This window comes from Pseudoalteromonas sp. ABV4_021, from assembly GCF_056159365.1.
On record NZ_JBSWVB010000002.1, the window covers coordinates 1,287,011 to 1,307,828 of the forward strand.

Annotated in this window: 15 protein-coding genes; 8 read left to right on the plus strand and 7 right to left on the minus strand. The window is 41.3% G+C overall.

Features of this window, described 5'->3' with window-relative positions:
* Window positions 1-18 precede the first annotated feature (18 nt).
* Window positions 19-1,236, plus strand: coding sequence for an NnrS family protein (locus ACXAFE_RS19965; protein ID WP_475157042.1), 1,218 nt, complete (start codon window positions 19-21; stop codon window positions 1,234-1,236).
* 56 nt (window positions 1,237-1,292) lie between these two features.
* The gene (gene hmpA / locus ACXAFE_RS19970; RefSeq protein WP_475157043.1) at window positions 1,293-2,483 is read left to right on the plus strand and encodes an NO-inducible flavohemoprotein; all 1,191 of its coding nucleotides are present in this window, start codon (window positions 1,293-1,295) and stop codon (window positions 2,481-2,483) included.
* Between the two features lie 91 nt (window positions 2,484-2,574).
* Here hmpA and ACXAFE_RS19975 read toward each other — a convergent pair whose 3' ends face one another.
* From ACXAFE_RS19975 to ACXAFE_RS19990, 4 genes are all read right to left on the minus strand, one after another.
* Entirely contained in the window at window positions 2,575-3,573 is a 999-nt protein-coding gene (locus ACXAFE_RS19975) for an AraC family transcriptional regulator (protein WP_475157047.1), read from the minus strand.
* Between the two features lie 35 nt (window positions 3,574-3,608).
* Window positions 3,609-4,382 (minus strand): SDR family NAD(P)-dependent oxidoreductase, encoded by a 774-nt coding sequence (locus tag ACXAFE_RS19980; RefSeq protein ID WP_475157049.1) that lies wholly within the window; start codon window positions 4,380-4,382, stop codon window positions 3,609-3,611.
* Between the two features lie 195 nt (window positions 4,383-4,577).
* On the minus strand, window positions 4,578-5,039 hold the full coding sequence (locus ACXAFE_RS19985; protein ID WP_475157051.1) for a hypothetical protein: 462 nt from the start codon (window positions 5,037-5,039) through the stop codon (window positions 4,578-4,580).
* 2 nt (window positions 5,040-5,041) lie between these two features.
* Window positions 5,042-8,296, minus strand: a complete 3,255-nt coding sequence (locus ACXAFE_RS19990) for a sulfatase-like hydrolase/transferase (protein WP_475157055.1) — start codon at window positions 8,294-8,296, stop codon at window positions 5,042-5,044.
* Window positions 8,297-8,646: 350 nt separating this feature from the next.
* Between ACXAFE_RS19990 and ACXAFE_RS19995 the strand changes: the two genes are divergently transcribed.
* Window positions 8,647-9,063 (plus strand): hypothetical protein, encoded by a 417-nt coding sequence (locus ACXAFE_RS19995; protein ID WP_475157060.1) that lies wholly within the window; start codon window positions 8,647-8,649, stop codon window positions 9,061-9,063.
* A 135-nt stretch (window positions 9,064-9,198) separates the two neighbouring features.
* Here ACXAFE_RS19995 and ACXAFE_RS20000 read toward each other — a convergent pair whose 3' ends face one another.
* Complete coding sequence (locus ACXAFE_RS20000; RefSeq protein WP_475157063.1) at window positions 9,199-10,041, minus strand: LysR family transcriptional regulator; 843 nt, start codon at window positions 10,039-10,041, stop codon at window positions 9,199-9,201.
* A 141-nt stretch (window positions 10,042-10,182) separates the two neighbouring features.
* On the opposite strand from ACXAFE_RS20000, the gene ACXAFE_RS20005 reads away from it, so the two are divergent.
* The 4 genes from ACXAFE_RS20005 to gcvP all read left to right on the plus strand — a co-directional run bounded on the left by ACXAFE_RS20005 (window position 10,183) and on the right by gcvP (window position 15,713).
* The gene (locus ACXAFE_RS20005) at window positions 10,183-10,779 is read left to right on the plus strand and encodes an aminomethyltransferase family protein (RefSeq protein ID WP_475157066.1); all 597 of its coding nucleotides are present in this window, start codon (window positions 10,183-10,185) and stop codon (window positions 10,777-10,779) included.
* A 250-nt stretch (window positions 10,780-11,029) separates the two neighbouring features.
* On the plus strand, window positions 11,030-12,112 hold the full coding sequence (gcvT, locus tag ACXAFE_RS20010; RefSeq protein WP_054981537.1) for a glycine cleavage system aminomethyltransferase GcvT: 1,083 nt from the start codon (window positions 11,030-11,032) through the stop codon (window positions 12,110-12,112).
* 72 nt (window positions 12,113-12,184) lie between these two features.
* A complete protein-coding gene (gene gcvH, locus ACXAFE_RS20015) occupies window positions 12,185-12,574 on the plus strand; it encodes a glycine cleavage system protein GcvH (RefSeq protein ID WP_010558681.1) in 390 nt (129 codons plus the stop codon).
* A 244-nt stretch (window positions 12,575-12,818) separates the two neighbouring features.
* On the plus strand, window positions 12,819-15,713 hold the full coding sequence (gene gcvP / locus ACXAFE_RS20020; protein ID WP_475157070.1) for an aminomethyl-transferring glycine dehydrogenase: 2,895 nt from the start codon (window positions 12,819-12,821) through the stop codon (window positions 15,711-15,713).
* A gap of 139 nt (window positions 15,714-15,852) precedes the next feature.
* Here gcvP and ACXAFE_RS20025 read toward each other — a convergent pair whose 3' ends face one another.
* Together ACXAFE_RS20025 and ACXAFE_RS20030 are read right to left on the minus strand one after the other, a co-directional pair.
* The gene (locus ACXAFE_RS20025) at window positions 15,853-17,688 is read right to left on the minus strand and encodes a UvrD-helicase domain-containing protein (protein WP_395390184.1); all 1,836 of its coding nucleotides are present in this window, start codon (window positions 17,686-17,688) and stop codon (window positions 15,853-15,855) included.
* Window positions 17,685-19,601, minus strand: coding sequence for an ATP-dependent nuclease (locus tag ACXAFE_RS20030; protein WP_395390185.1), 1,917 nt, complete (start codon window positions 19,599-19,601; stop codon window positions 17,685-17,687). Before ACXAFE_RS20030 ends, ACXAFE_RS20025 begins: the two co-directional genes overlap by 4 nt.
* 400 nt (window positions 19,602-20,001) lie before the next feature.
* Here ACXAFE_RS20030 and ACXAFE_RS20035 point away from each other — a divergent pair, with 400 nt between their 5' ends.
* Window positions 20,002-20,817 carry a TnsA endonuclease N-terminal domain-containing protein gene (locus ACXAFE_RS20035; protein ID WP_395390186.1) on the plus strand — a complete coding sequence of 272 codons (816 nt, stop codon included), beginning with the start codon at window positions 20,002-20,004 and terminating at the stop codon, window positions 20,815-20,817.
* Window position 20,818 lies beyond the last annotated feature (1 nt).

Consider the following 20,818-nt stretch of genomic DNA (forward strand, 5'->3'; position numbering starts at 1 on the left):
AAAAGGAAGGAATAAGCAATGTTAAACATTCAAGAACCTATAAATGCTAATTCAACGCAACCAACCACATTAGCAGAGCACCCGTTTTTTCAGTTGGCATTTCGCTCAAGCTTTATTTTGGGGTCTATCGCCTCAATTTTAGCTATGACTATCTGGCTTGGCTTTTTAAATGCGTGGTGGCAGTTAAACCCAACAGGGCTTACGCCAACGGTATGGCATCTGCACGAAATGCTATTTGGCTTTGGTGCCACCATTGCCACTGGTTTTGTGTTAACTGCGGTGCAAAGCTGGACCGGTAGGCCAAGCATTAAAGGGCTGCCCTTAATGGCATTGGTTAGCTTATGGTTGGTGATCCGCGTTTTGTTTTTTGTTAATTCAACCGCAACCGTTATTTTAGCAACTGTACTGCAAGGTCTTTGGTGGATAAGCATTATAACCATTTACTCGCACATAGTGTTGCTTGCTAAAAACCGCCGTAATTATCTGTTTATCCCACTATTTAGTGTGATGGCACTTCTTGAAATGGCACTTTTAATCAGTGAGCTAACCATAGATACCGCGCAGGCACTTCATATTGGCCGCACTATGGTGCTGATGTTTGGCATTTTGATGGGCATTGTCGGTGGCCGTGTTATTCCATTTTTCACCCGTAATGGTGCCAAATTAGTGGCAGTGTCACATCCTAAGCTGCTAGACCCGCTGTTACTGATTACCTCATTGCTTGGCGCCTTGGTGTTTTTCAGTCACTTTTATATTTCACTGCCGTTATCGCCTGCGTATTTAATGATTGCTGCAGGGGGTTTGCACCTGTGCAAATTAGCATTTTGGCAAAGCAATAAAACTGCGGGCATTGCGCTTTTATGGTCACTGCATCTGTCGTATGGCGCGTTGGGCGTTGGTCTAATTTTACTGGGTACAAGTTATTTCACACTGCTTATCGCTTTTAGTTCTGCGCTTCATGTAATCACTGTAGGTGCGATGGGACTGATGATCTTATCTATGATGAGCCGTGTTTCACTCGGTCATACTGGCCGCATATTGATGCCCAAACCCATTATCAGTTATGCATTTTTACTCTTGGCTTTGGCCGCAATTTTTCGCGCTTTACTGCCTTCTTTGGGTTACGCCCACTTAGCGTGGCAACTAAGCGCAATGCTCTGGATAAGCGCATTTGCCATGTTTATTTGGGTTTATTTGCCTATTTTGAAAGCGCCTCGAAAGGATGGCTTTCGTTAATTCCTAATTTTTTATTTCTTATTTCTAACAATACGTTGCAACACACGAGGTAAACCATGTTACAACAACGTCATATCGATATTATTAAAAGTTTAGTGCCGCTATTAACCGAAACAGGCCCGGCACTGACCGAGCATTTTTATCAACGACTATTTCACCATCATCCTGAATTAAAAAATATTTTTAATATGAGTAATCAGGCGTCGGGTCGTCAAAAAGCGGCGCTTTTCGAAGCCATCGCAGCGTATGCCCAGTACATTGATAATGTGGGCGCATTAAAAAGCGCAGTGGAGCGCATTGCTCATAAGCACACAAGCTTTAATATTCAACCCGAAATGTACCAAATTGTGGGCCATCACCTTACCGAAACTCTACGTGAATTAACGGGTGAGTTATTTACCGCAGACGTAGAAGAAGCATGGACTGCCGCATATGACTTTTTAGCGTCTGTGTTTATTCATCGAGAAGGGGAGCTTTATGATAGCCGCGCACAAAGCCAAGGTGGTTGGCGCGATAGTCGCCCGTTTGTGGTGAGTGAAAAAATTAAAGAATCAGAGTTGGTAACGAGTTTTGTATTAACACCAGAAGATGGTAAAGACGTTGTTGACTTTTTACCGGGGCAATATTTAGGCATTTCGGTGCAACCCAAGGATCACCCCTTTACTGAAATTCGCCAGTATTCGTTATCAACCAAACCAAATGGAAAAAATTATCGCATTTCAGTTAAGCGCGAAATGGGCGAACCAAACGGTATTGTGTCTAATTACTTGCATGATCATATTGAAATGGGCGATACCCTTTTGGTTAACGCACCAGCAGGTGATTTTTTCTTTGAAGACAAACAATCACCTGTGGTACTGATTTCAGCAGGGGTTGGGGTTACCCCAATGCAATCAATGTTAGAGTATTTAGCTGCGCTCAATTATGAGCAGGATGTTTACTACTTACATGCCTGTCAATCAACTGAGCAGCATTCGTTTAAAGCCCGTACTGAGGAGCTTACGGCTTTAAATAATTGGCAAACCTACACTTGGTATGAAGACGCGAATGATGGCAACAATCAATCAACCACTACCTTTAACGGATTGGTTGATTTAAATAATGCCCGATTACCATACGGACAAGCACACTTTTATCTGTGTGGCCCAGTCGCCTTTATGCGTTTTATCAAAAAACAATTATTAGATATGGGAGTTGGCGCAGAGCGTATTCACTACGAAGTGTTTGGCCCGCATTCGGAGCTATAGCACCCAACGAATAAAGGCCCAACATTGGGCCTTTTTATACTCGCTAACGAAACTGAGATTATGGAAACAGAAATGCGCCATTTACATTATTTTAGTGATTTGCAGTGCTTCGCATCTGTGAGGGTGAATATCCAGTCCAGCTGTTGTATGCGCGTACAAATGAGTTGTATTCATGAAAACCCAATAAAAAAGAGACTTCTTGCATTGGTAAACTGGTTTGGGTGAGATAATGTGCTGCAAGTTCCTGTCTTACGTTTTGTAATACAGATTGAAAGCTCTGATTTTCGCTTGCAAGCTTGCGCTGTAATGTGCGTTTACTCATCGCCATATGTTTTGCTACAAAATCAGCACTGCTTTCACCTTGCGGTAATGAACCAACTAAAATAGCGGCTACTTTTTCTGAGAGTGAATCGTCACTTTGTATGGCATCTAGTTTCTTTTGCAGCTCACCATCAAACAGTGCCAACATAGCCTGATTATCAGTTAGAAAGGGCATGGCGGCATCCCTTGCTGAAAAACTAATTTGTGCAAGTTCACCTTGGCAAATATCACAACCAAAAAAAGTCTTATACTTTGCTAATGATTTTGGCAGCAAAGGCAGTACTACTTTTTGAGCGGGTATTCGCTCACGGGTTGCAAGACGCGCTAATTGCGTAAAAAAGATCATTTCAACTAAATTAAGCGTTTTGGGTAATTCACCCTTATGGCCGTAACAACCTAGGGTGAGTGTGGTTGCAGACGCATCTTGCTTTATATCTAACGTTAAAGGACCGATTAACGGTTTGTAATCGCGTAAACGTGACAGTGCAGCATTCAGATCAGTACTGCACAATGCAGCATAAATAGGCACATCACACGATTCTAGGCTGATCACTTCCGCAACTTTCAGTGGCATCTCATCATTGTTAGACACCGCTTCAATGCCGTGCCATAAGTCAAAGTACTGGGACGGTGTCAGTTGTACTTTATTTTGCTCAAATAATTGCTGAGGCAAGCCTGCATGTGCCAGCACTTCATGCAGAGATATACCAAGGTCATTGAATAACACCTTCCAATTGGGTGGAATGGTAAACTTGCTTGCTCGTTTCATAATGTGATCCGCTTGATAAAAATTACATCAATTGCTTATTTTTCCATAAATTGGCGCGACATGTTTAATACCATTTTACGTGGTAGCAATGGGATGACCCAATTAATCAAAAACTTAAGTGACGATTCGTTAAAGGTGACTAATTCGCCTTTTTGCATACCTTTGTAACCATATTCGGCAACAGAACGTGCTGATTTGGCATTTTTCCAAGCATCTAATCCATCAAGGTTTCCCGCTGCGACAAAGCCAGTATCAACAGTGCCTGGGCATAACGTTGTGACTGTAATATTGTGATTTTTAACTTCTTCAGCAAGGGCCTGACTAAACGAGGTAACATAGGCTTTGGTCGCGTAATATACCGCTTGCAGAGGGCCAGGCATAAATGACGCTGTCGAAGATACGTTGAGTATTTTACCGTGATTACGAGCTATCATACCTTGCAGATATAAATGGGTTAAGCTGGTGAGTGTCAGCATATTTAATTGCATCATGGCGAGATCGTCTGCCAGTGTTCGCTCAACAAACTTACCATGTCCTCCAAAACCGGCATTGTTGATTAAAATATCGATGTTTAAACCAAGCGCAGTCGTTTTTTCGAAAACCTGTCGTGCTGATTCTGGTAGTGACAAATCAGCGCTAATAACATGAACGCTAACGCCATGTTTAGTTTCGAGCGAGTGCTTTAATTCTGTAAGTTTATTTTCAGAACGTGCGACAATGACTAAATCATCCCCATTCTCAGCGTGAATATGTGCCAGCTCTAAACCGATGCCATTGGATGCGCCTGTAATAAGTACTGTGTTTTTCATCGTTATGCCCTTGTATTGTATGTGCTTGGTATGGGGACATATTAGTAAAAAATGAACTGCGACCGTTAATCATAACGTGCCAACGACATATCAATTCGTGCCAATTTTTTGTTAGTTACCTATTTGAAACTACATGTGCATTTTGAGAAGAAAGTAAGGCGACTGATTAGTAGCCTTACTTGATTGTTGTTTATTTTAACCTAGCGATATTACTAAATCTTGGCGTTGAAAAATTACCGTATCACTTTTGCCGTTGATTGTGAGCTTCATAATAATAAAGTGATCTTCTGGTGTAAGTTTAAACCAAGGTAGCGCAAGGGATTTTGGTTTATTTTCACCGCTGCAAGAAAATAAATACCGCATTTGTAATTGGCTATTATGGTGTGCAAGTCGATAAGCTTGTTTGGTTAATTTACATGAGCCATCGGCGTGCTCAATTTGCCAACCGCTGGAGATTGCACCTAATGTGGTGTCGTGATCGGTGTTTTCAGCCCCCAGTTGTTTGGCAATAGATTGCGCCTCTTTAATTGGGGTGGTTTGTAAAATTTCGATGTTATTTCCTTGTACGGTGACATCTATATTACTGGCATGCACCTCATGGGCTTGGCTGAAAAAGCTTACGCCAAGACTTACGAGTAAAACTAAATATCGCATCATAATTAAAACTCTCTTCTAAAACACTGGAATGAGCTGCTATTAAGGCTGCCGTAGTAATCTGGGCCATTAACCAGCGGGAATACAGGCGATAGGTTTTCATCCACACTGGTGTGATAGTGATAACCTAGTCCATCATGGTCATGACCACTGTGTTCATCAAGGTATTCGTCACCTTGCGCTGTGCACTGTGCATCATAGTAGTAATCTTCATAATAAATACCTGATACAGCAGGGCCATCGCCCGCGGTGAAAAAGTTAATAATGTCTGATGTTGCAGGACCTGCCGTCACGTTCTCAACGCCTAAGCTGATATTTTCTTCATCAATAAATTTACAGGTACGTTGGCCCTCGCTACCACAGCCAGTTGCACTGTTTGCTGAATAATCACGTTTCTTCCAACAGCTTTTAGCAAGCACGTCTTTGCTGTGATACGGGCCATGAATTGGGTAACCATCTCCTGCGTAACCATAAATCGGAGAGTGTCCTTTGCCTTGATCGCCGAGTTGTTGTTTTAAACACGCGTTATAACTGTGGTGGTGGTACATGCCGTTGCCTGAATGGCCATTACACACATCCATTGCGGCAGAGCGAAATGGCAGGGCAAAGTTATTCCAAACATCTTGGTTGTTGTAAGAGCTGGCATCTGACCAATTGTAAATGGGTACGCCGTTAACCCAAAGTCCAACAGGGCCAAGGCCAGTTTCACACTCTGTTTGTGTGGGGGTCGGGTTATTTGGAAAGGTTAGCGCCATGCCTGATTGAGACTCAGGGCATGCAGCACCCGCTTGTGGCCACCATCCATCGCCGCCTGTGTTACCGCAATTTGCTGTCAATCCAATATCTTGGCCGTAATCAATTTGCTGATTGAGGCTCAATACTTGGCCATTGGCATAGGCTGCTGCAGGTTTGCTTTGATAAACTGTCAGCACTTCATCGGTTACAATTACTTTGTAATTTGGTGTGGCATTAGTGGTTACTGTTGTTGACGTGCCATTGTCTTGCACAGACAGCACATTCACTTCTACAAACGCACCACTATCCATCATGTAACTTGATTGTTCATTGTGTTTATTAACAATCCAGCCGTCATTACTAAGCGCACTTAATTGACTGTCTAAATAGAAAAAGTCTGTTGGCAGGGATGCGCCACTTGATATCAAGTCAGTTTGTTCTGAAATATCATTTTGTAAATCATAAAAAGCGCGCGTGCCATCAAGGTACTCAATCAGCTTATAACGGGCATTACGAATGGTGAAGGCTTCTTCATTTTGTGAAAAAGCAGTCTCGCGTAGTGGTGTTGCATTGGCATCATTAAGTAAATTGTTAAAGGGTAAGCTGTCGTGAATGGCCATTTCTTCTTGGCCCGCAATGGCCAAAATAGTGCTAAAGAAATCGGTGCCGTTTAATACGTTGGTTTCACGTTGCCCCTGACGCGTGACATTTTTGCCCGACACTATCATAGGTACACGGATCCCACCTTCACTAATATTATTTTTACTGCCAGATAAGTCTGACCCTCTAAAGCGCACTTGTGTTGGTGTGCCGTTATCGCCAATAAAAATCACCACGGTATTATCGCGTGTGGCTTGATCTAAACTATTCAATAAACGGTTTATTTCACTGTCGAGCGCTTCTACTGCTGCGAGATAATAAGCGCGAGGATTAGCTTCAATATCAGCTTCATCACCACTCAAGTTACGGTTATGTAATTCATTTGGCGGTAAATGGAAGGGGGTGTGCGGAGCGTTGTAACCCATCCATAAAAACCACGGGGTAGTTTGTTGATTTAGCCAATCGATTGCCAAATTGGTTAGTACGGTAGTGGCGTATTCAGTTTGTGGTTGTGTTTGCCCATTTGTGGTTAATTCCCAGTTATAGTAATCGCTGACGGCGCCATTAAAAATGCCAGCGTAATAATCTAGGCCAAATGCGGCAGGGTGACTGCTGTCGCCACCTAAATGCCATTTACCAATTTTTGCCGAGGCATACTCTGCGGTATCAGGGTGATTTTTTAACGCTTGTGGTAGTGACGTTTCACTTAGGCTCAGTTCATCACCCGGTGCTAACACTTGAGTACGTGTGCCATATTTACCGGTAAAAATGGTAGAACGGGTTGGTGAACAAACTGGGTTTACCCATAAATTTTCAAACACGATGCCCTGTGCTGCAATTTCATCAATGGTTGGGGTACTTGGTAAGTCGGTGGAGAAGGTGTATTGGTTAGACGAATCTTGACCCAAGTCGTCCGCAATGATCAGTAATACATTCGGTTTGCTTGTATTAACTTGCGCTGACACATCAACTGAAAACGTGCCGCTCACCGAAAGCCCAGCAGGGTCGCTGGCAGTCACGGTGACATTAATTTCGCCAGTTTGATTTGGGCTGCCAGACAAAATTAAGCCATCAGATGTTAACCCTGAATCCGTTGGCGTAATCGCGACCTGAAAAGTCAGCATATCACCATCAGGGTCGCTAAAGGTGGTATTGTTCTGGCTCATATCAAAGTTAAAATCTTGGTTTAACGTTGCACTTTGATCGGCAATTGGATTTGCCACTATCGGCGAGTTATTTTCATTTGGTTCAACCACGTACAATACAAAACTAGTTGAATCAAACAATCCACCATCATCGGTTGCTGTGACAGCAATGGTGTATTCGCCTGCTTGGTTTGGCACTCCAGATAAATGCGTTCCGTTGAATGTTAAGTCATTATTAGTTGGGGTGATTTGCACACTGTAAATCAGTATTTCACTATCAAGATCTTCAAAAGTAGAGCCATTTTGAGAGACATCAAAATCATAATTTTCACCAATATTTACTGACTGATTACTAATGCTGTTGGTAAGTTTTGGCGCACCATTGATGTTCAGCAAAAAGCTATCATTTGCTGATAACCCGTTAGGATCAGTCGCTGTAACGGTGAAAGTGACTGTTTGCGCAAGCGCCGGAGTGCCAGATAAAACACTGCCGTTCAATGTAAAGTCACTGGTTTGCGGTGATGTGCTAAACGAGTAGGTAAGTGCATCGTCGTCTGGGTCGCTGAAGGTTTGCCCCCCTTGAGAGAGATCAAATGAATACTGCTGTGACTGGTTGGTTGTTTGATCAGTAATCGCGGTTGCCAATTGTGGGGCTTGATTTGTAACCACAGGTGGGGTGACGTTGTTATCGGTATTACTCTCGCTGCTGCCTCCGCCACAGCCAACAAGCGTTACGCTTAAAAAACCTATTGTGAATAGAGTATTGAATTTATAAAGCACAACGCACCTACCTTATTCCAACTTCAGTGTTATTGCGTTCAAAAAGCTGAAGTATCGATTTAAAAATCATTAATAAAGTGTTAAGCAATAGAGTATAGAAGACAAGCAAGTTGGGGGCTTAACAGCGTAAATGTTATGTAAAGATTTTGTTGGTTTGTAATGGTGTGTAAAGAGGTTTTGAAGTTGCAACTTACTAGGGTAATTGTATTTAGGCTACTAAAACACAAATACAGTTTATTGGCTCATTTATTTACTTTGAACAAAAGCAATTACTGGCGCCGTATTCGCGGGTAGAGCGCACACAAATATTGGCAAGCATCGATTGGTTTGTGAATGTGTTGACCTTTGTTATGGCCTTTTTTGTATCTGGGCGTTTGGTTAAAAAAGCGGGGCTCGGGCTGTCTTTGGCGTTAGTGCCGCTTTTGTTAATGGCTGGTTTATTTATTTTGGCATTTGCGCCAAGCGTGATGGTGATTTTGGTAATTCAAATTGCACGCCGTGCAAGTAACTACTCATTTACTAGCCCAGTAAGAGAAATACTGTTTACTCAAGTAACGGTAGATGAGCGCTTTAAAGCAAAACCCGTAATTGATGTAGCTGTTTATCGCGGCGGCGATGCGGTAAGTGGCATGTTATTCGCGGGGTTAACCGATGGCTTAGGACTTGGATTATTTGCAGTCTCGCTGGTGGGGGCAATTATCGCATCACTCTGGGCGTTTTTTGCTCGGAAGAGGTTATGTGAACGTATCTCACCTGATAGCGGATAAACGTGACTTAAACGCTTTAAAGGCGGTTCGCACCAACGGTTAACGATAACAGCTTTATTGTCATAGCAGCTGGAATGCGCCGAAATTTGCACCTTTATTTAAGCTTCTATTAAAGGTGCAATTTCAGATTGATTGTTACTTTAATCGTAATTGAATAAACTCAGCCAGTTTATCAACTGCGTGCGATTCTTCGCTTTGTTTGATTAAGCTAATGCCTACTTCGCCAAGTTCAGGCAGTTGGCTGGTGGATTTTGCCCAGTTTAAGTCGTTTGGTACCGTGTGTTTGGCAAGTACTGTAATGCCTAGGTTTTCTTTGAGTGCAGCGCTAATGCCTGCAAGGTCGGCGTTGGTGTACACAATACGCCATTTTAATCCTGCTTTTTCCAGTGCTTGAATGGCGCGGCGGCGATAAATACAGCCTTCTTCAGCGGCAATTAAGTTAACCACTTCGGTATTAATGTTATTTACATCACCTACCCAAACTAGTTCATCATCCATAAAAATAGGGTACTTAGACTGCTCAGGGCCTTCGAGAAGTGCCAATATTAAATCGTATTGTTCGCGGTTATCGCTGTGGCGTAGCTTTTTGCTAAGCTCTGATTTAACCTCTAAGGCAACATCAGGGTAGAGGCTAACAAAATCACCAATAATGGCAGGTAACACGGTGGCGGCAAATTCGCTTGGAATACCTAAACGCACTTTACCTGCTAATACTTCCGAGCTAAAGGTTTGCAAAATGGTGTCGTTTACTTGAAGCAGTTGCTTTGCTAGCGGCAGTAAAATCTCCCCGTGCTGGTTAAGTACTTGGCGCTGGCCTTGCTTTTTAAACAGCTTATTACCTAATAACTCTTCTAAACGCTTAATCTGCAAACTTACTGCAGGTTGCGATAAACCGAGCAATTCACCGGCTTTGGCAAATCCGCCAACCTCAACCACTGTGATTAAGGTGCGCAAGCTATCGGTTGGGATATTTTTCATAAAGCACTCCACACATTACATTTTGAAATTTATTTTTGTTTAATGATTAGTATTATTTATCAATTTATAAAAAAATACAATTTGATTGTTGCAAGGTGGCCTAACATAATTTTGATTGTTAATTTTCACTGGAGATTGGGCATGACAATACAAGTGCCTCAGCTATTTGGTAGCCATCAAAATGCACACACGGGCGCAAACGAATTTGCGCAAATGAACGACCGCACCATTATTGATGTGACGGGCAGCGCTGCATTACCGTATTTACAAACACTTATTTCCAGTGATGTACGTCATTTAACTGTGCCGGGAATGGGGCTTCGTTGCACAGCAAAAGTAAATGGCAATGAAATTGCGCTTGAGCTTTACTATTTTACTGAACTGGCGTTTCGTATTTTTGTTGATAACGACATTGCACCCGCTTTAGTTGCTGCGTTAAGTGAAGGGGAAGAGTCGCACGATATTGATGTGATCACCCGAGGCGACCTTCGTATTTTAGCACTGCGTGGTGATAACGCCTTTAAAAGCTTGTTAAGTGAGTTTTCACTGACCGCTGGTATTATTTTAACCGGTGAGCAGCAAAGATACGCGCGCCAAGCGGGTAATGTGTTTTTAACGGCAACCCATTTAGAAAGCCACAAAGGCTTTGAACTAGTCGCAAAAAGCGACGAACTGGTTAAATGGCAAAGTCGATTTAATGCACTAGGCTTTAGCGAACAAACAGAATTAACAGTCTAAAGAGTAACTTAGGCTTTGAAGTAGCGGTTAGATTGACCGCTATTTTATATTTAGCGTTGTAATCAATTTAATAAATAAAAATTATTGAAATAAATTAATTACATAATGCGTAAAACTTATAACTTTTCTGGGTGCGAAAGCCATATTGTTTCGGTATAATCGCCGCCCATGTTATTCCCTCAACCGGACAATTGTCCTGTTGAAGCCACGCCGCACCGAGTGCGGGTAGATTTGAAAGTGTAGGAATATTATGACTTCAAAAACTGTATTACACGCCAAGCATCTTGAAGCGGGTGCAAAAATGGTTGATTTCCACGGCTGGGAAATGCCAATCAACTATGGTTCACAAATCGAAGAGCACCATGGCGTTCGCCAAGACGCAGGTATGTTCGACGTGTCACATATGACAATTGTTGACGTTAAAGGCGAAGATGCAAAACCTTTCTTACGTAAACTAGTAGCAAACGATGTAGAAAAACTACAAGTTGCTGGTAAAGCGTTATACACAGGTATGCTTAACGCCGAAGGCGGTGTAATTGACGACCTTATCATTTATTTCTTCACTGAAACTGAGTACCGCCTAGTGGTTAACTCAGCAACACGTGAAAAAGATTTAGCACACATTGGTGCGGTTGCAGCTGACTATAAAGTAGAAGTTACTGAGCGCCCAGAGTATGCAATGATTGCCGTACAAGGCCCGAATGCAAAAGCAAAAACGGCAACAATTCTTGACGAAAATCAACAAGCTGCTGTTGAAGGTATGAAACCATTCTTTGGTGTGCAAGCGGGTGATTTATTTATCGCAACAACTGGCTATACTGGTGAAGACGGTTATGAAATCGTTGTTCATAACGACGGTGCAGAAGCGTTATGGCAAGCACTTTTAGACGCAGGTGTTCGCCCAGCAGGCCTTGGTGCACGTGACACGCTACGTTTAGAAGCTGGTATGAACCTATACGGCCAAGATATGGACGAAACGGTATCACCACTTGCAGCTAACATGGCTTGGACACTGGCTTGGGAACCAGCAGATCGTGACTTTATCGGTCGTGATGTGGTTGCTAAGCAGCGCGAAGAAAAAAGTACAGACAAACTAGTTGGTTTAGTGCTTGAAGAAAAAGGCGTACTACGCGCTGGTCTTAAAGTAATTGTTGACGGTGGCGAAGGTGTGATTACTTCTGGTACATTCTCACCTACACTGGGTCACAGTATTGCCCTTGCGCGTGTGCCACGCTCAACTGGCGACACTGCACAAGTTGAAATGCGTAAAAAGCACGTTGACGTAAAAGTTGTAAAACCTTGCTTTGTACGCAATGGTAAATCAGTAATCTAAATCGATATGGGGTATTAATACCCCTTAGTACCAATTTTGGTATAACAAAATTAAACCGAAGGATTTATAAGAATGAGCAATATCCCTGCCGATTTAAAATATGCATCTTCACACGAATGGGTTCGCGCTGAAGGTAATGGTGTTTACTCAGTAGGTATCTCTGAGCACGCACAAGAGCTATTAGGTGATATGGTTTTCGTTGACCTACCAGACGTAGACGACGAAGTAGATGCAGGTGAAGACTGTGCAGTAGCAGAATCTGTAAAAGCAGCGTCTGATATTTACGCACCAATCTCAGGTACTATCGTTGAAATCAACGAAGAACTAGAAGATTCTCCAGAAACAGTTAACTCTGACCCATACGGCGACGGTTGGTTATTCAAAATCAAAGCGTCTGACGAGTCAGAGCTAGATAACCTACTAGACGCAGAAGGTTACGAAAATTCGATCGATGAAGACTAATTCTTCGTATTGATTTTTGTAGAATGAAAAGCTCCAATTTTGGAGCTTTTCATGTTTTTACACTCAGTAAATATTTAAATCTTTTATTTAAAGATAAAAATTTTAAATATTTATTAAATTTTTGATTAGTAAAACCAATCATTCATACCGTTTATAAAGGTTTGTTTGAGCGGTTGCCTAACCTTACTGAGCACACAGTATTGTTAGCTAGTCGTGTATGTAAATGCCATAGGAAGTTAGACACATGTCAAACGTAAAATCGCTTGAACAACTTGAGCAAAAGCAAGATTTTATCCGCCGCCATATCGGTCCGGACGCAAACCAGATGTCAGCAATGCTAGCTGAGCTGGGCGTATCAAGTGTTGAAGAGCTTATGAACGAAACCGTGCCTGCAAGTATTCGTTTAGAGCAAGGTCTTAGCATTGGTGAAAGCCGCACTGAAGTTGAAACGCTTAGCTACTTAAAATCAGTAGCAAGCAAAAATAAGATTTTTAAATCTTACATTGGTCAGGGCTACCACCCAACGCACACACCTAACGTAATTTTACGTAACGTGTTAGAAAACCCAGGTTGGTACACAGCATACACGCCATACCAGCCAGAAATCGCGCAAGGTCGTTTAGAGTCACTACTTAACTTCCAAACGCTTTCAATGGACTTAACGGGTCTTGATCTTGCATCTGCGTCATTACTTGACGAAGCAACGGCTGCTGCAGAAGCAATGGCACTTGCAAAGCGCGTATCGAAAGCGAAAAAAGCTAACATCTTCTTTATTGCAGAAGACGTACACGCACAAACAATCGACGTTGTAGCAACACGTGCAGAACAGTTTGGTTTTGAAGTTGTTGTAGGCCCTGCGGCAGATGCAGTAAATCACGAAATCTTTGGTGCGCTGTTCCAATACCCAAGCACAACGGGTGAAGTGGTTGATGTACAAGGCCTAATCGCTGACGTACAAGACAAAAAAGCAATAGCCTGTGTGGCAGCAGACATCATGTCACTTGTGCTACTTAAAGCACCAGGTAAACTAGGTGCAGACGTCGTATTAGGTTCAGCACAGCGCTTTGGTGTACCTATGGGTTACGGTGGTCCTCACGCGGCATTCTTCGCAACACGCGATAAGTACAAGCGTTCACTTCCTGGCCGTATTATTGGTGTATCAAAAGACCGTTTAGGTAACGATGCACTACGTATGGCAATGCAAACACGTGAACAGCACATCCGCCGTGAAAAAGCGAACTCAAACATCTGTACAGCGCAGGTGTTACTTGCAAATATGGCTGCGTTTTACGCGGTTTACCACGGTGCAGAAGGCCTACGTACAATCGCATCACGCATCAACCGTTTCGCAAGCATTTTAGCAACAGGCTTAAAAGCAAAAGGCGTTTCGCTTAAGCACGATACTTGGTTTGACACCATTACTGTAACTAGCAATAAAGACGAAATCGTTGCACGCGCAGAAGCGGCAGAGATTAACTTTGCTAAAAACCACGATGGTGAATTCTCAATTTCAGTTAACGAAACCACTACACGTGACGACGTAGCTGAACTATTCGATATCATCCTTGGCGCAGGCCACGGCCTTGACGTTGCAGCACTTGATGCACAAGTAACAACAGACAACATCACAGGTATTCCAGCAAGCCTTGTACGTGATGATGAATTCTTAACGCACCCTAATTTCAACAGCTACCACAGCGAAACTGAAATGCTGCGTTATATTAAACGCCTAGAAAACAAAGACTTAGCGCTTAACCACTCAATGATCTCGCTTGGTTCATGTACCATGAAACTAAACGCGACAGCTGAGATGATCCCAATCACGTGGCCTGAGTTTGCAAACCTTCACCCATTCTGCCCGCTAGACCAAGCAGAAGGTTACCAAGTAATGATTAACGAGTTACACGACTGGTTAGTAAACATTACAGGTTACGATGCAGTATCACTTCAGCCTAACTCAGGTGCACAAGGTGAATACGCAGGTCTTATCGCAATTCGTAAATACCACGAGTCACGCGGCGAAGGTCACCGTAATGTGTGCTTAATTCCAAGCTCTGCGCACGGTACTAACCCTGCGTCTGCGCAAATGGCAAGCATGAAAGTTGTGGTTGTTGAGTGTGATAAGCAAGGTAACGTTGACGTTGCTGACCTTAAAGCAAAAGCAGAAGAGGTTTCAGAAAACCTTTCTTGTATTATGATCACTTACCCGTCTACCCACGGTGTATTTGAAGATACCATTAAAGAGATTTGTGACGTTGTTCACCAGCACGGCGGCCAAGTTTACATGGACGGCGCAAACATGAACGCACAGGTTGGCGTAACTAGCCCAGGCTTTATCGGCTCTGACGTTTCGCACCTTAACCTTCACAAAACATTCTGTATTCCACACGGTGGCGGTGGCCCAGGTGTTGGTCCAATCGGTGTTAAATCGCACCTTGCACCATTTATGCCTAACCACAGCGTTATTAACGTACCGGGTACAACTGAAGGTAACGGCGCAGTATCAGCAGCACCTTACGGCTCAGCTGCAATTCTACCTATTTCATGGGCATACATTGCAATGATGGGTTCTGAAGGTCTCAAGCAAGCAACTGAAACGGCAATTGTAAGTGCTAACTACCTAACTGAAAAGTTAAGCGAGCACTACCCAATTTTATACCGCGGCCAAAACAACCGCGTTGCGCACGAGTGTATTGTTGACTTACGCCCAATCAAAGAGCAAACCGGTATTACCGAAATGGATATCGCTAAACGCTTACAAGATTACGGCTTCCATTCACCAACAATGTCGTTCCCAGTAGCGGGCACGCTAATGATTGAGCCAACTGAATCAGAAAGCAAAATGGAAATTGATCGCTTTATTGAAGCAATGGTATCGATTAAAGCAGAAGTTAACAAAATTGCTTCTGGCGAGTGGACAATCGAAAACAACCCGCTTGTATTTGCACCGCACACACAAGCCGATGTACTAGGTAACGAGTGGGATCGTGCATACGACCGCTTCTATGCTGCATTCCCAGTACCAGCTGTTGCAAAAGACAAGTTCTGGCCAACAGTAACACGTATTGATGACGTGTTCGGTGACCGTAACTTAGTGTGTAGCTGCCCTGCGGTTGATAGCTATAGAGATGATTCGTAATTAACTGAGGATCATTAATTAAGTTGGTTAACAATTTAATTAAAATGGTTATCTTAATGAAGTTGGTTAATTTAGACGACTATCGATAATACTTAAAAGGCGAGCTATAAATGGCTCGCCTTTTTAATATTTAGAATGCCTAATTTGTTAGGTCAACAATTTTCCAACCAGCGTATTCAGTTTTATCAGCGTGTTCTGCTGGAAACCTTGATTTATCCATTGCCACGCAAAGTAAATGCTTTGGCCTTGAAAAAGCTACGTATAACTGTTTCATGAATTTGGGTTTTCTTACGCCTGTCGGAGTCGTAGTCTTCTCTCCCAGTATATATTCTATTAATTGGCCTACATCGAATTCATGGTTTTTTGTCTCTAAAACCAGTGTGGCTGCATGTGTTTCTCCTTTTACAGAGTGAATAGTCGCTATTTCATTCTTAATTATTCGGCCATTAACTTCAGTGATTTCCTCGTTTGGATTTATAGGGTTTTCAACAGTAGTAGTCCTATTATCAAAATCCATAAAGTCCGAATGCTTTAGATTAAAAATAGCCTTGAATGTGTTTGTTGCTTGCTCCCAATGTGCTTCTTCAATCTCAACGTTTATTAAGCTTTTAACTGCTATATTGAAGTTAATGTGTTCACCAGAATCTTTTAAATATTTCCTGATACTTGAAACCGCATAGCGTTCTTCGGAACCATCCGAAAAACTAAGTGTTGAGTTCGATAATTGACCAGTTTTAGCTATCCCTTCTAGTATTAATCGATAAGCGTCATGGGTAGATTTATACTTTCTACTTTCATAAAAATAATGAATTAACTTGTTAGGCTTAAAAGTATTGGTTGAATAACTTTTGTCATAGGAGGAAACATAATGGCAAATAGTTAGTCCTTCATCTTTTCTTACACCAACTGCACCAACAGTTTTAATTGGCTTAGTGCAGTCGATTGGTACTTCTATTTCACACAATGCGGCAAACTTTTCTAAGACGTCATTCCTTGAATTTTCATCTACTAGAAATATTGTGTGTGATGTATGTTCAGGCATATCTATGCTTGAATTAAGATCAATGCGATTAAAGCTTAAATTTTTAGACAACAACGCAATAGAATGATCAAATCGATAGCTATTTTCGATTTTTTCTAAAGTGATTTGGTTATAGGATTGGTTTTCTTCTCCTTCGCCACTGTAAATAGCTTGATCAGGATCTCCAAATCTTTGCACTTTTACACCGTCTTCAGCGAATATGTCATTTATCAATTCGTCCTGATACCTTTGAGTGTCTTGCATTTCATCAATTAACACTACGGGAAATCGAGACCGCACGGCATTCTTTATATTCGGATTAGTTAGCAGGTAATATTTTGCAAACGCATACATTTCGCTGTAGTAGAAATAGCCATTTTCCATTAATCGGTGTTTAGCTGAAACTAAATTATTATAACTTTTTGACGTGGACTCATTTGCAAAGCCTGGCACGGTTAGCTTTAGCTCTTCTTGTTCAAGTCTAAATTCCATTCCATATAGTGAGTTTATGCGCTTGCGTTCAAGATAAGCTTTTGTTCCATAGCTTAAATAATTCCAACCTTTGGTGCTGCAAATATCATCATCGATAGAATTAATTTTGTAGCCACTAGATCGAAGAAACGGTATAGCTAGAAACTTATTTACAAACTCTTGGATTGTGCCGATAAAATGCGGGTAAGAAAGTAAATTTTCACCATAATTACTTTGCTTCAAGCGCATTATTATTTCGTTTTTTGCAACATTTGTATGCGTCAATACGCAAACACCTTGATGACTGTGCTTCCATTTCTTAGCGATGATTAGGAGCTTCGCCGAAACCATTGTCGTTTTCCCGCTCCCAGGACAAGCTTGAACATCTTCATAGTTTGTTATTGCCTGTCGACGTACTGCATCAAACTCAACTTCTAACAGAGATTCAACTTGGCTAATATCATTGTCATTAATTTCAATCATGATTCAGTTACAACCGCGTCAGAAGCAGGTACAGTTACAACCTCGGTAGGAACTGGTTCTGGCACGACTTCAGCAGGGAGTGGTTCAGTCACATATTCGATGGCGTTGACAATATAAGGGGGCAGGTTAGCCTTTAGTTCCTGTGGCTGCCCTTTAAATTTTGACAAAATGTTTGCTAATGAGTAACTAACCTCACTCTTTCCTTCTCCTTTGCTTTCAATAGCTCCATATAACTGAACTGCTCGTATTTGTTCACTAGCGTTCAGGTTATCGTAGTCATCAGTATTGCCATGTATCGATTGGTAAACTTCTTTCGCAAGTCCATACTTAGCAAGACAGAATTCGAAAGTCCAATCATCAGAAATGAATGTTTTAACTAGTTCACCATCAAATTCTTGTTTTTTATTTTTCTTCTCTTGAATTTGTTCGGCTGTTAGTTCGTTGAGCCAATAACTTAGGTTTCCACCTTTCCCACTACCATTAGGTTGTTTTTTCCTTTTAAAACCATAATCATTGTCACCGGTATATTCAGCTTCGTCTGGCCACAGATCGAGATCAGTAACACAAGCAACCTTCATTGGTAGACATTGTGGGGTTTCCGATGTGGGGTTTGAGCGATATACTTTCGCGTATCTTTTTCTTGATAGGCCATTTACGTTCACTAAAGAAACACCATAATCTTCTAAAGGTCTACCTAAAAGCTCTGCAATTTTGGGAAGTAATACTACTTCTGCAACCCCTTCAACTAATAGTACACCTCTTGCAAAAAACATATTTGCTTTTGTGGAATCCAAAAACTTTTCAAGGAAAACATAGTCTTCAGGTGCCAGATTAGTGCATTCTTTTCTTAATGGAAATGCTTTACCATCTTGCATCAATATTAAGTTTTCCAAAGGCGCTTTTGAGGCAAGCACTGGGCTATGAGTCGACAGAATACACTGGAGCTGGCTATTATTGTCACTAATATACTTAATAAATTTCAACTGTAGTTGAGGGTGGAGGTGAGCTTCAGGCTCCTCTATAAGTAAAAGAGGGTATTGGTTTTGTTCTTGCTTAATCAACATTAACTCAGTAGCCATAAATAATAAACTGCTATAACCTAAGCCATGGTTGACTCCTGAAGCGTCTAACTCAAGTGTTAGTTTCTCCAAAATTGATTTTAAAGCTTGTGACTTTTCGGGGTCACTCATTTCTGAGTATTCATTGCTCCCTAGTAAACTCATAACTGGCGCAAAAGTACTAGATTTAAATGTCAGATACTCTAGGATTGAAGATATTTTATTTTGGGCTGAAGCTATTGCATCATCTGCTTGGATATTTTTAGTAGCTTCAGTCAGTAGGTCAATAATGCGTTGCGTAGCGTCAATATCGCCTGCAACACTAGATTTGCTTCCTAAAATTTGTGATAGCCTAGAAGAGCGACCTGCTGAAAGTTCAGTTCCAGCATCACGAAGAGGTTTTAGGTATGTTGTTGCTAAATATTCACGAATATCTCTTTCTATTATAGGGCCGTCACCATTAGCTCCAGAACGAATATCTGTTTTTATAAATTGTGTTTTTTTAAACTGGTTTTCTGACAATTGAGCTTTTAGGTTAACGTATAATGATGACTCATCGGGACCATTTTCAATGCTTTCATTTGTTAAATGCTCTAGAAATATTCCTGCCTCATTTTCCGAAAGCCCTTCAAACTTTACCTGGATCTTCAGTTCATTTTCTCCAATAGAAAAATCTGTGGTGCTTAAACTAACCCATTCAGCAGAAGTAGTGTCTAGAAGGATTCTAATTGAATCAATAAGAGAGGTTTTACCCGCGTTGTTTTCACCAACGATTAGGTTGAGCCCTTTGTTTAATATTAAAGAGAAGTCCTTAAATTGTCTGAAATTTTTAATTTTTATTTGCGATATATACATGATTTCCCTCTCATTTTTAACTTCAGATTACATTTTAAGGTTGTTTTTTCTTAAGGTATACAGAAATTACGTTGAAATCTTGAATTTTGGCCCTCTAATTTTTTTGGGGCGCTAATTGGAGGTTTATTTTTTAGATTGAGTTTCTATAAGTTAAGATTTTATATAGCTAGGGGTTCTATACTAAGGCTCTAATATATATATACCGTTATATTAAATAGAAAAGCTAACTTTATGCTTTTGTTTAAAAAAGACGTTTTTCTGTCAATAAATCTATCTGACAGTTATATATAAATATTGTGATAATATCCTTTATTAACAATTACTTATAATTATTCTTTCGCTAGACTAAAACGATTTTGCTTGCTATTCCTGTATTAAAGTCATCTTTTAGGAATAGCAATTGAAAGTAAAAATAAATAAAGCCTCAAAAATTATTAAGGACTGGCTCAAGCCTCTATCAAAAGGCACTTACGAACCCATTATAAAAGTTTGGTCTGGTCCTAAAGGGACTCGTCGTCACTTTTTCAACGGTATGAAGGATAGGCGAAAACATCATTTTTTATCTGATGGTGAACGTCGATTTGGGATCTATCACGAGTCATTACCTAGAGTGCTCGATTACTACGAGCAATTTCCTTTGTGGGACATCGAACTTGCGATTAAAACTGCTCATGAAATGGGAATTCGGTATCCCATGGATAGTGATGGTGAAGCTTATGTCATGACCACTGATTTATTTGCCCGTGAGTATAATCAGCAGCTAAATAAAATCGAAAAAGTAGCTTACTCATATAAGCCTCTTGCTTCACTTGACTTTGAATCTAAGCATCCTGTTTCTGTTAACAGAACCCTAGCGAAAATTGAGCTAGAAAGACGTTATTACGAAAAGAAAAACATAAGATTTAAGTTGGTAACAGATGCACATATTTCAAAAATGTGCGCTAAAAACCTGCTTAAGCACCGAGCATGTGCGAATTTCAAACATGAGTTTATTGAACATGAAGAACGTTTCATTAATGAGTTCATGAATATCTGGTTTGCATATGAAAACCCTACTGTTAATGAGATATTGAGAAGAGTTAAGCCCAAGTTAGTATTACCCAAAGAGGATCTAATCTCTCTGTTTGATTGGGGAATTTGGACGCATCAAATCCCTGCTGACTTGGAAACTGAGATTAACCCTTTTCGTCCGTTAGTGATGAAGGAGGTGGTTTAAT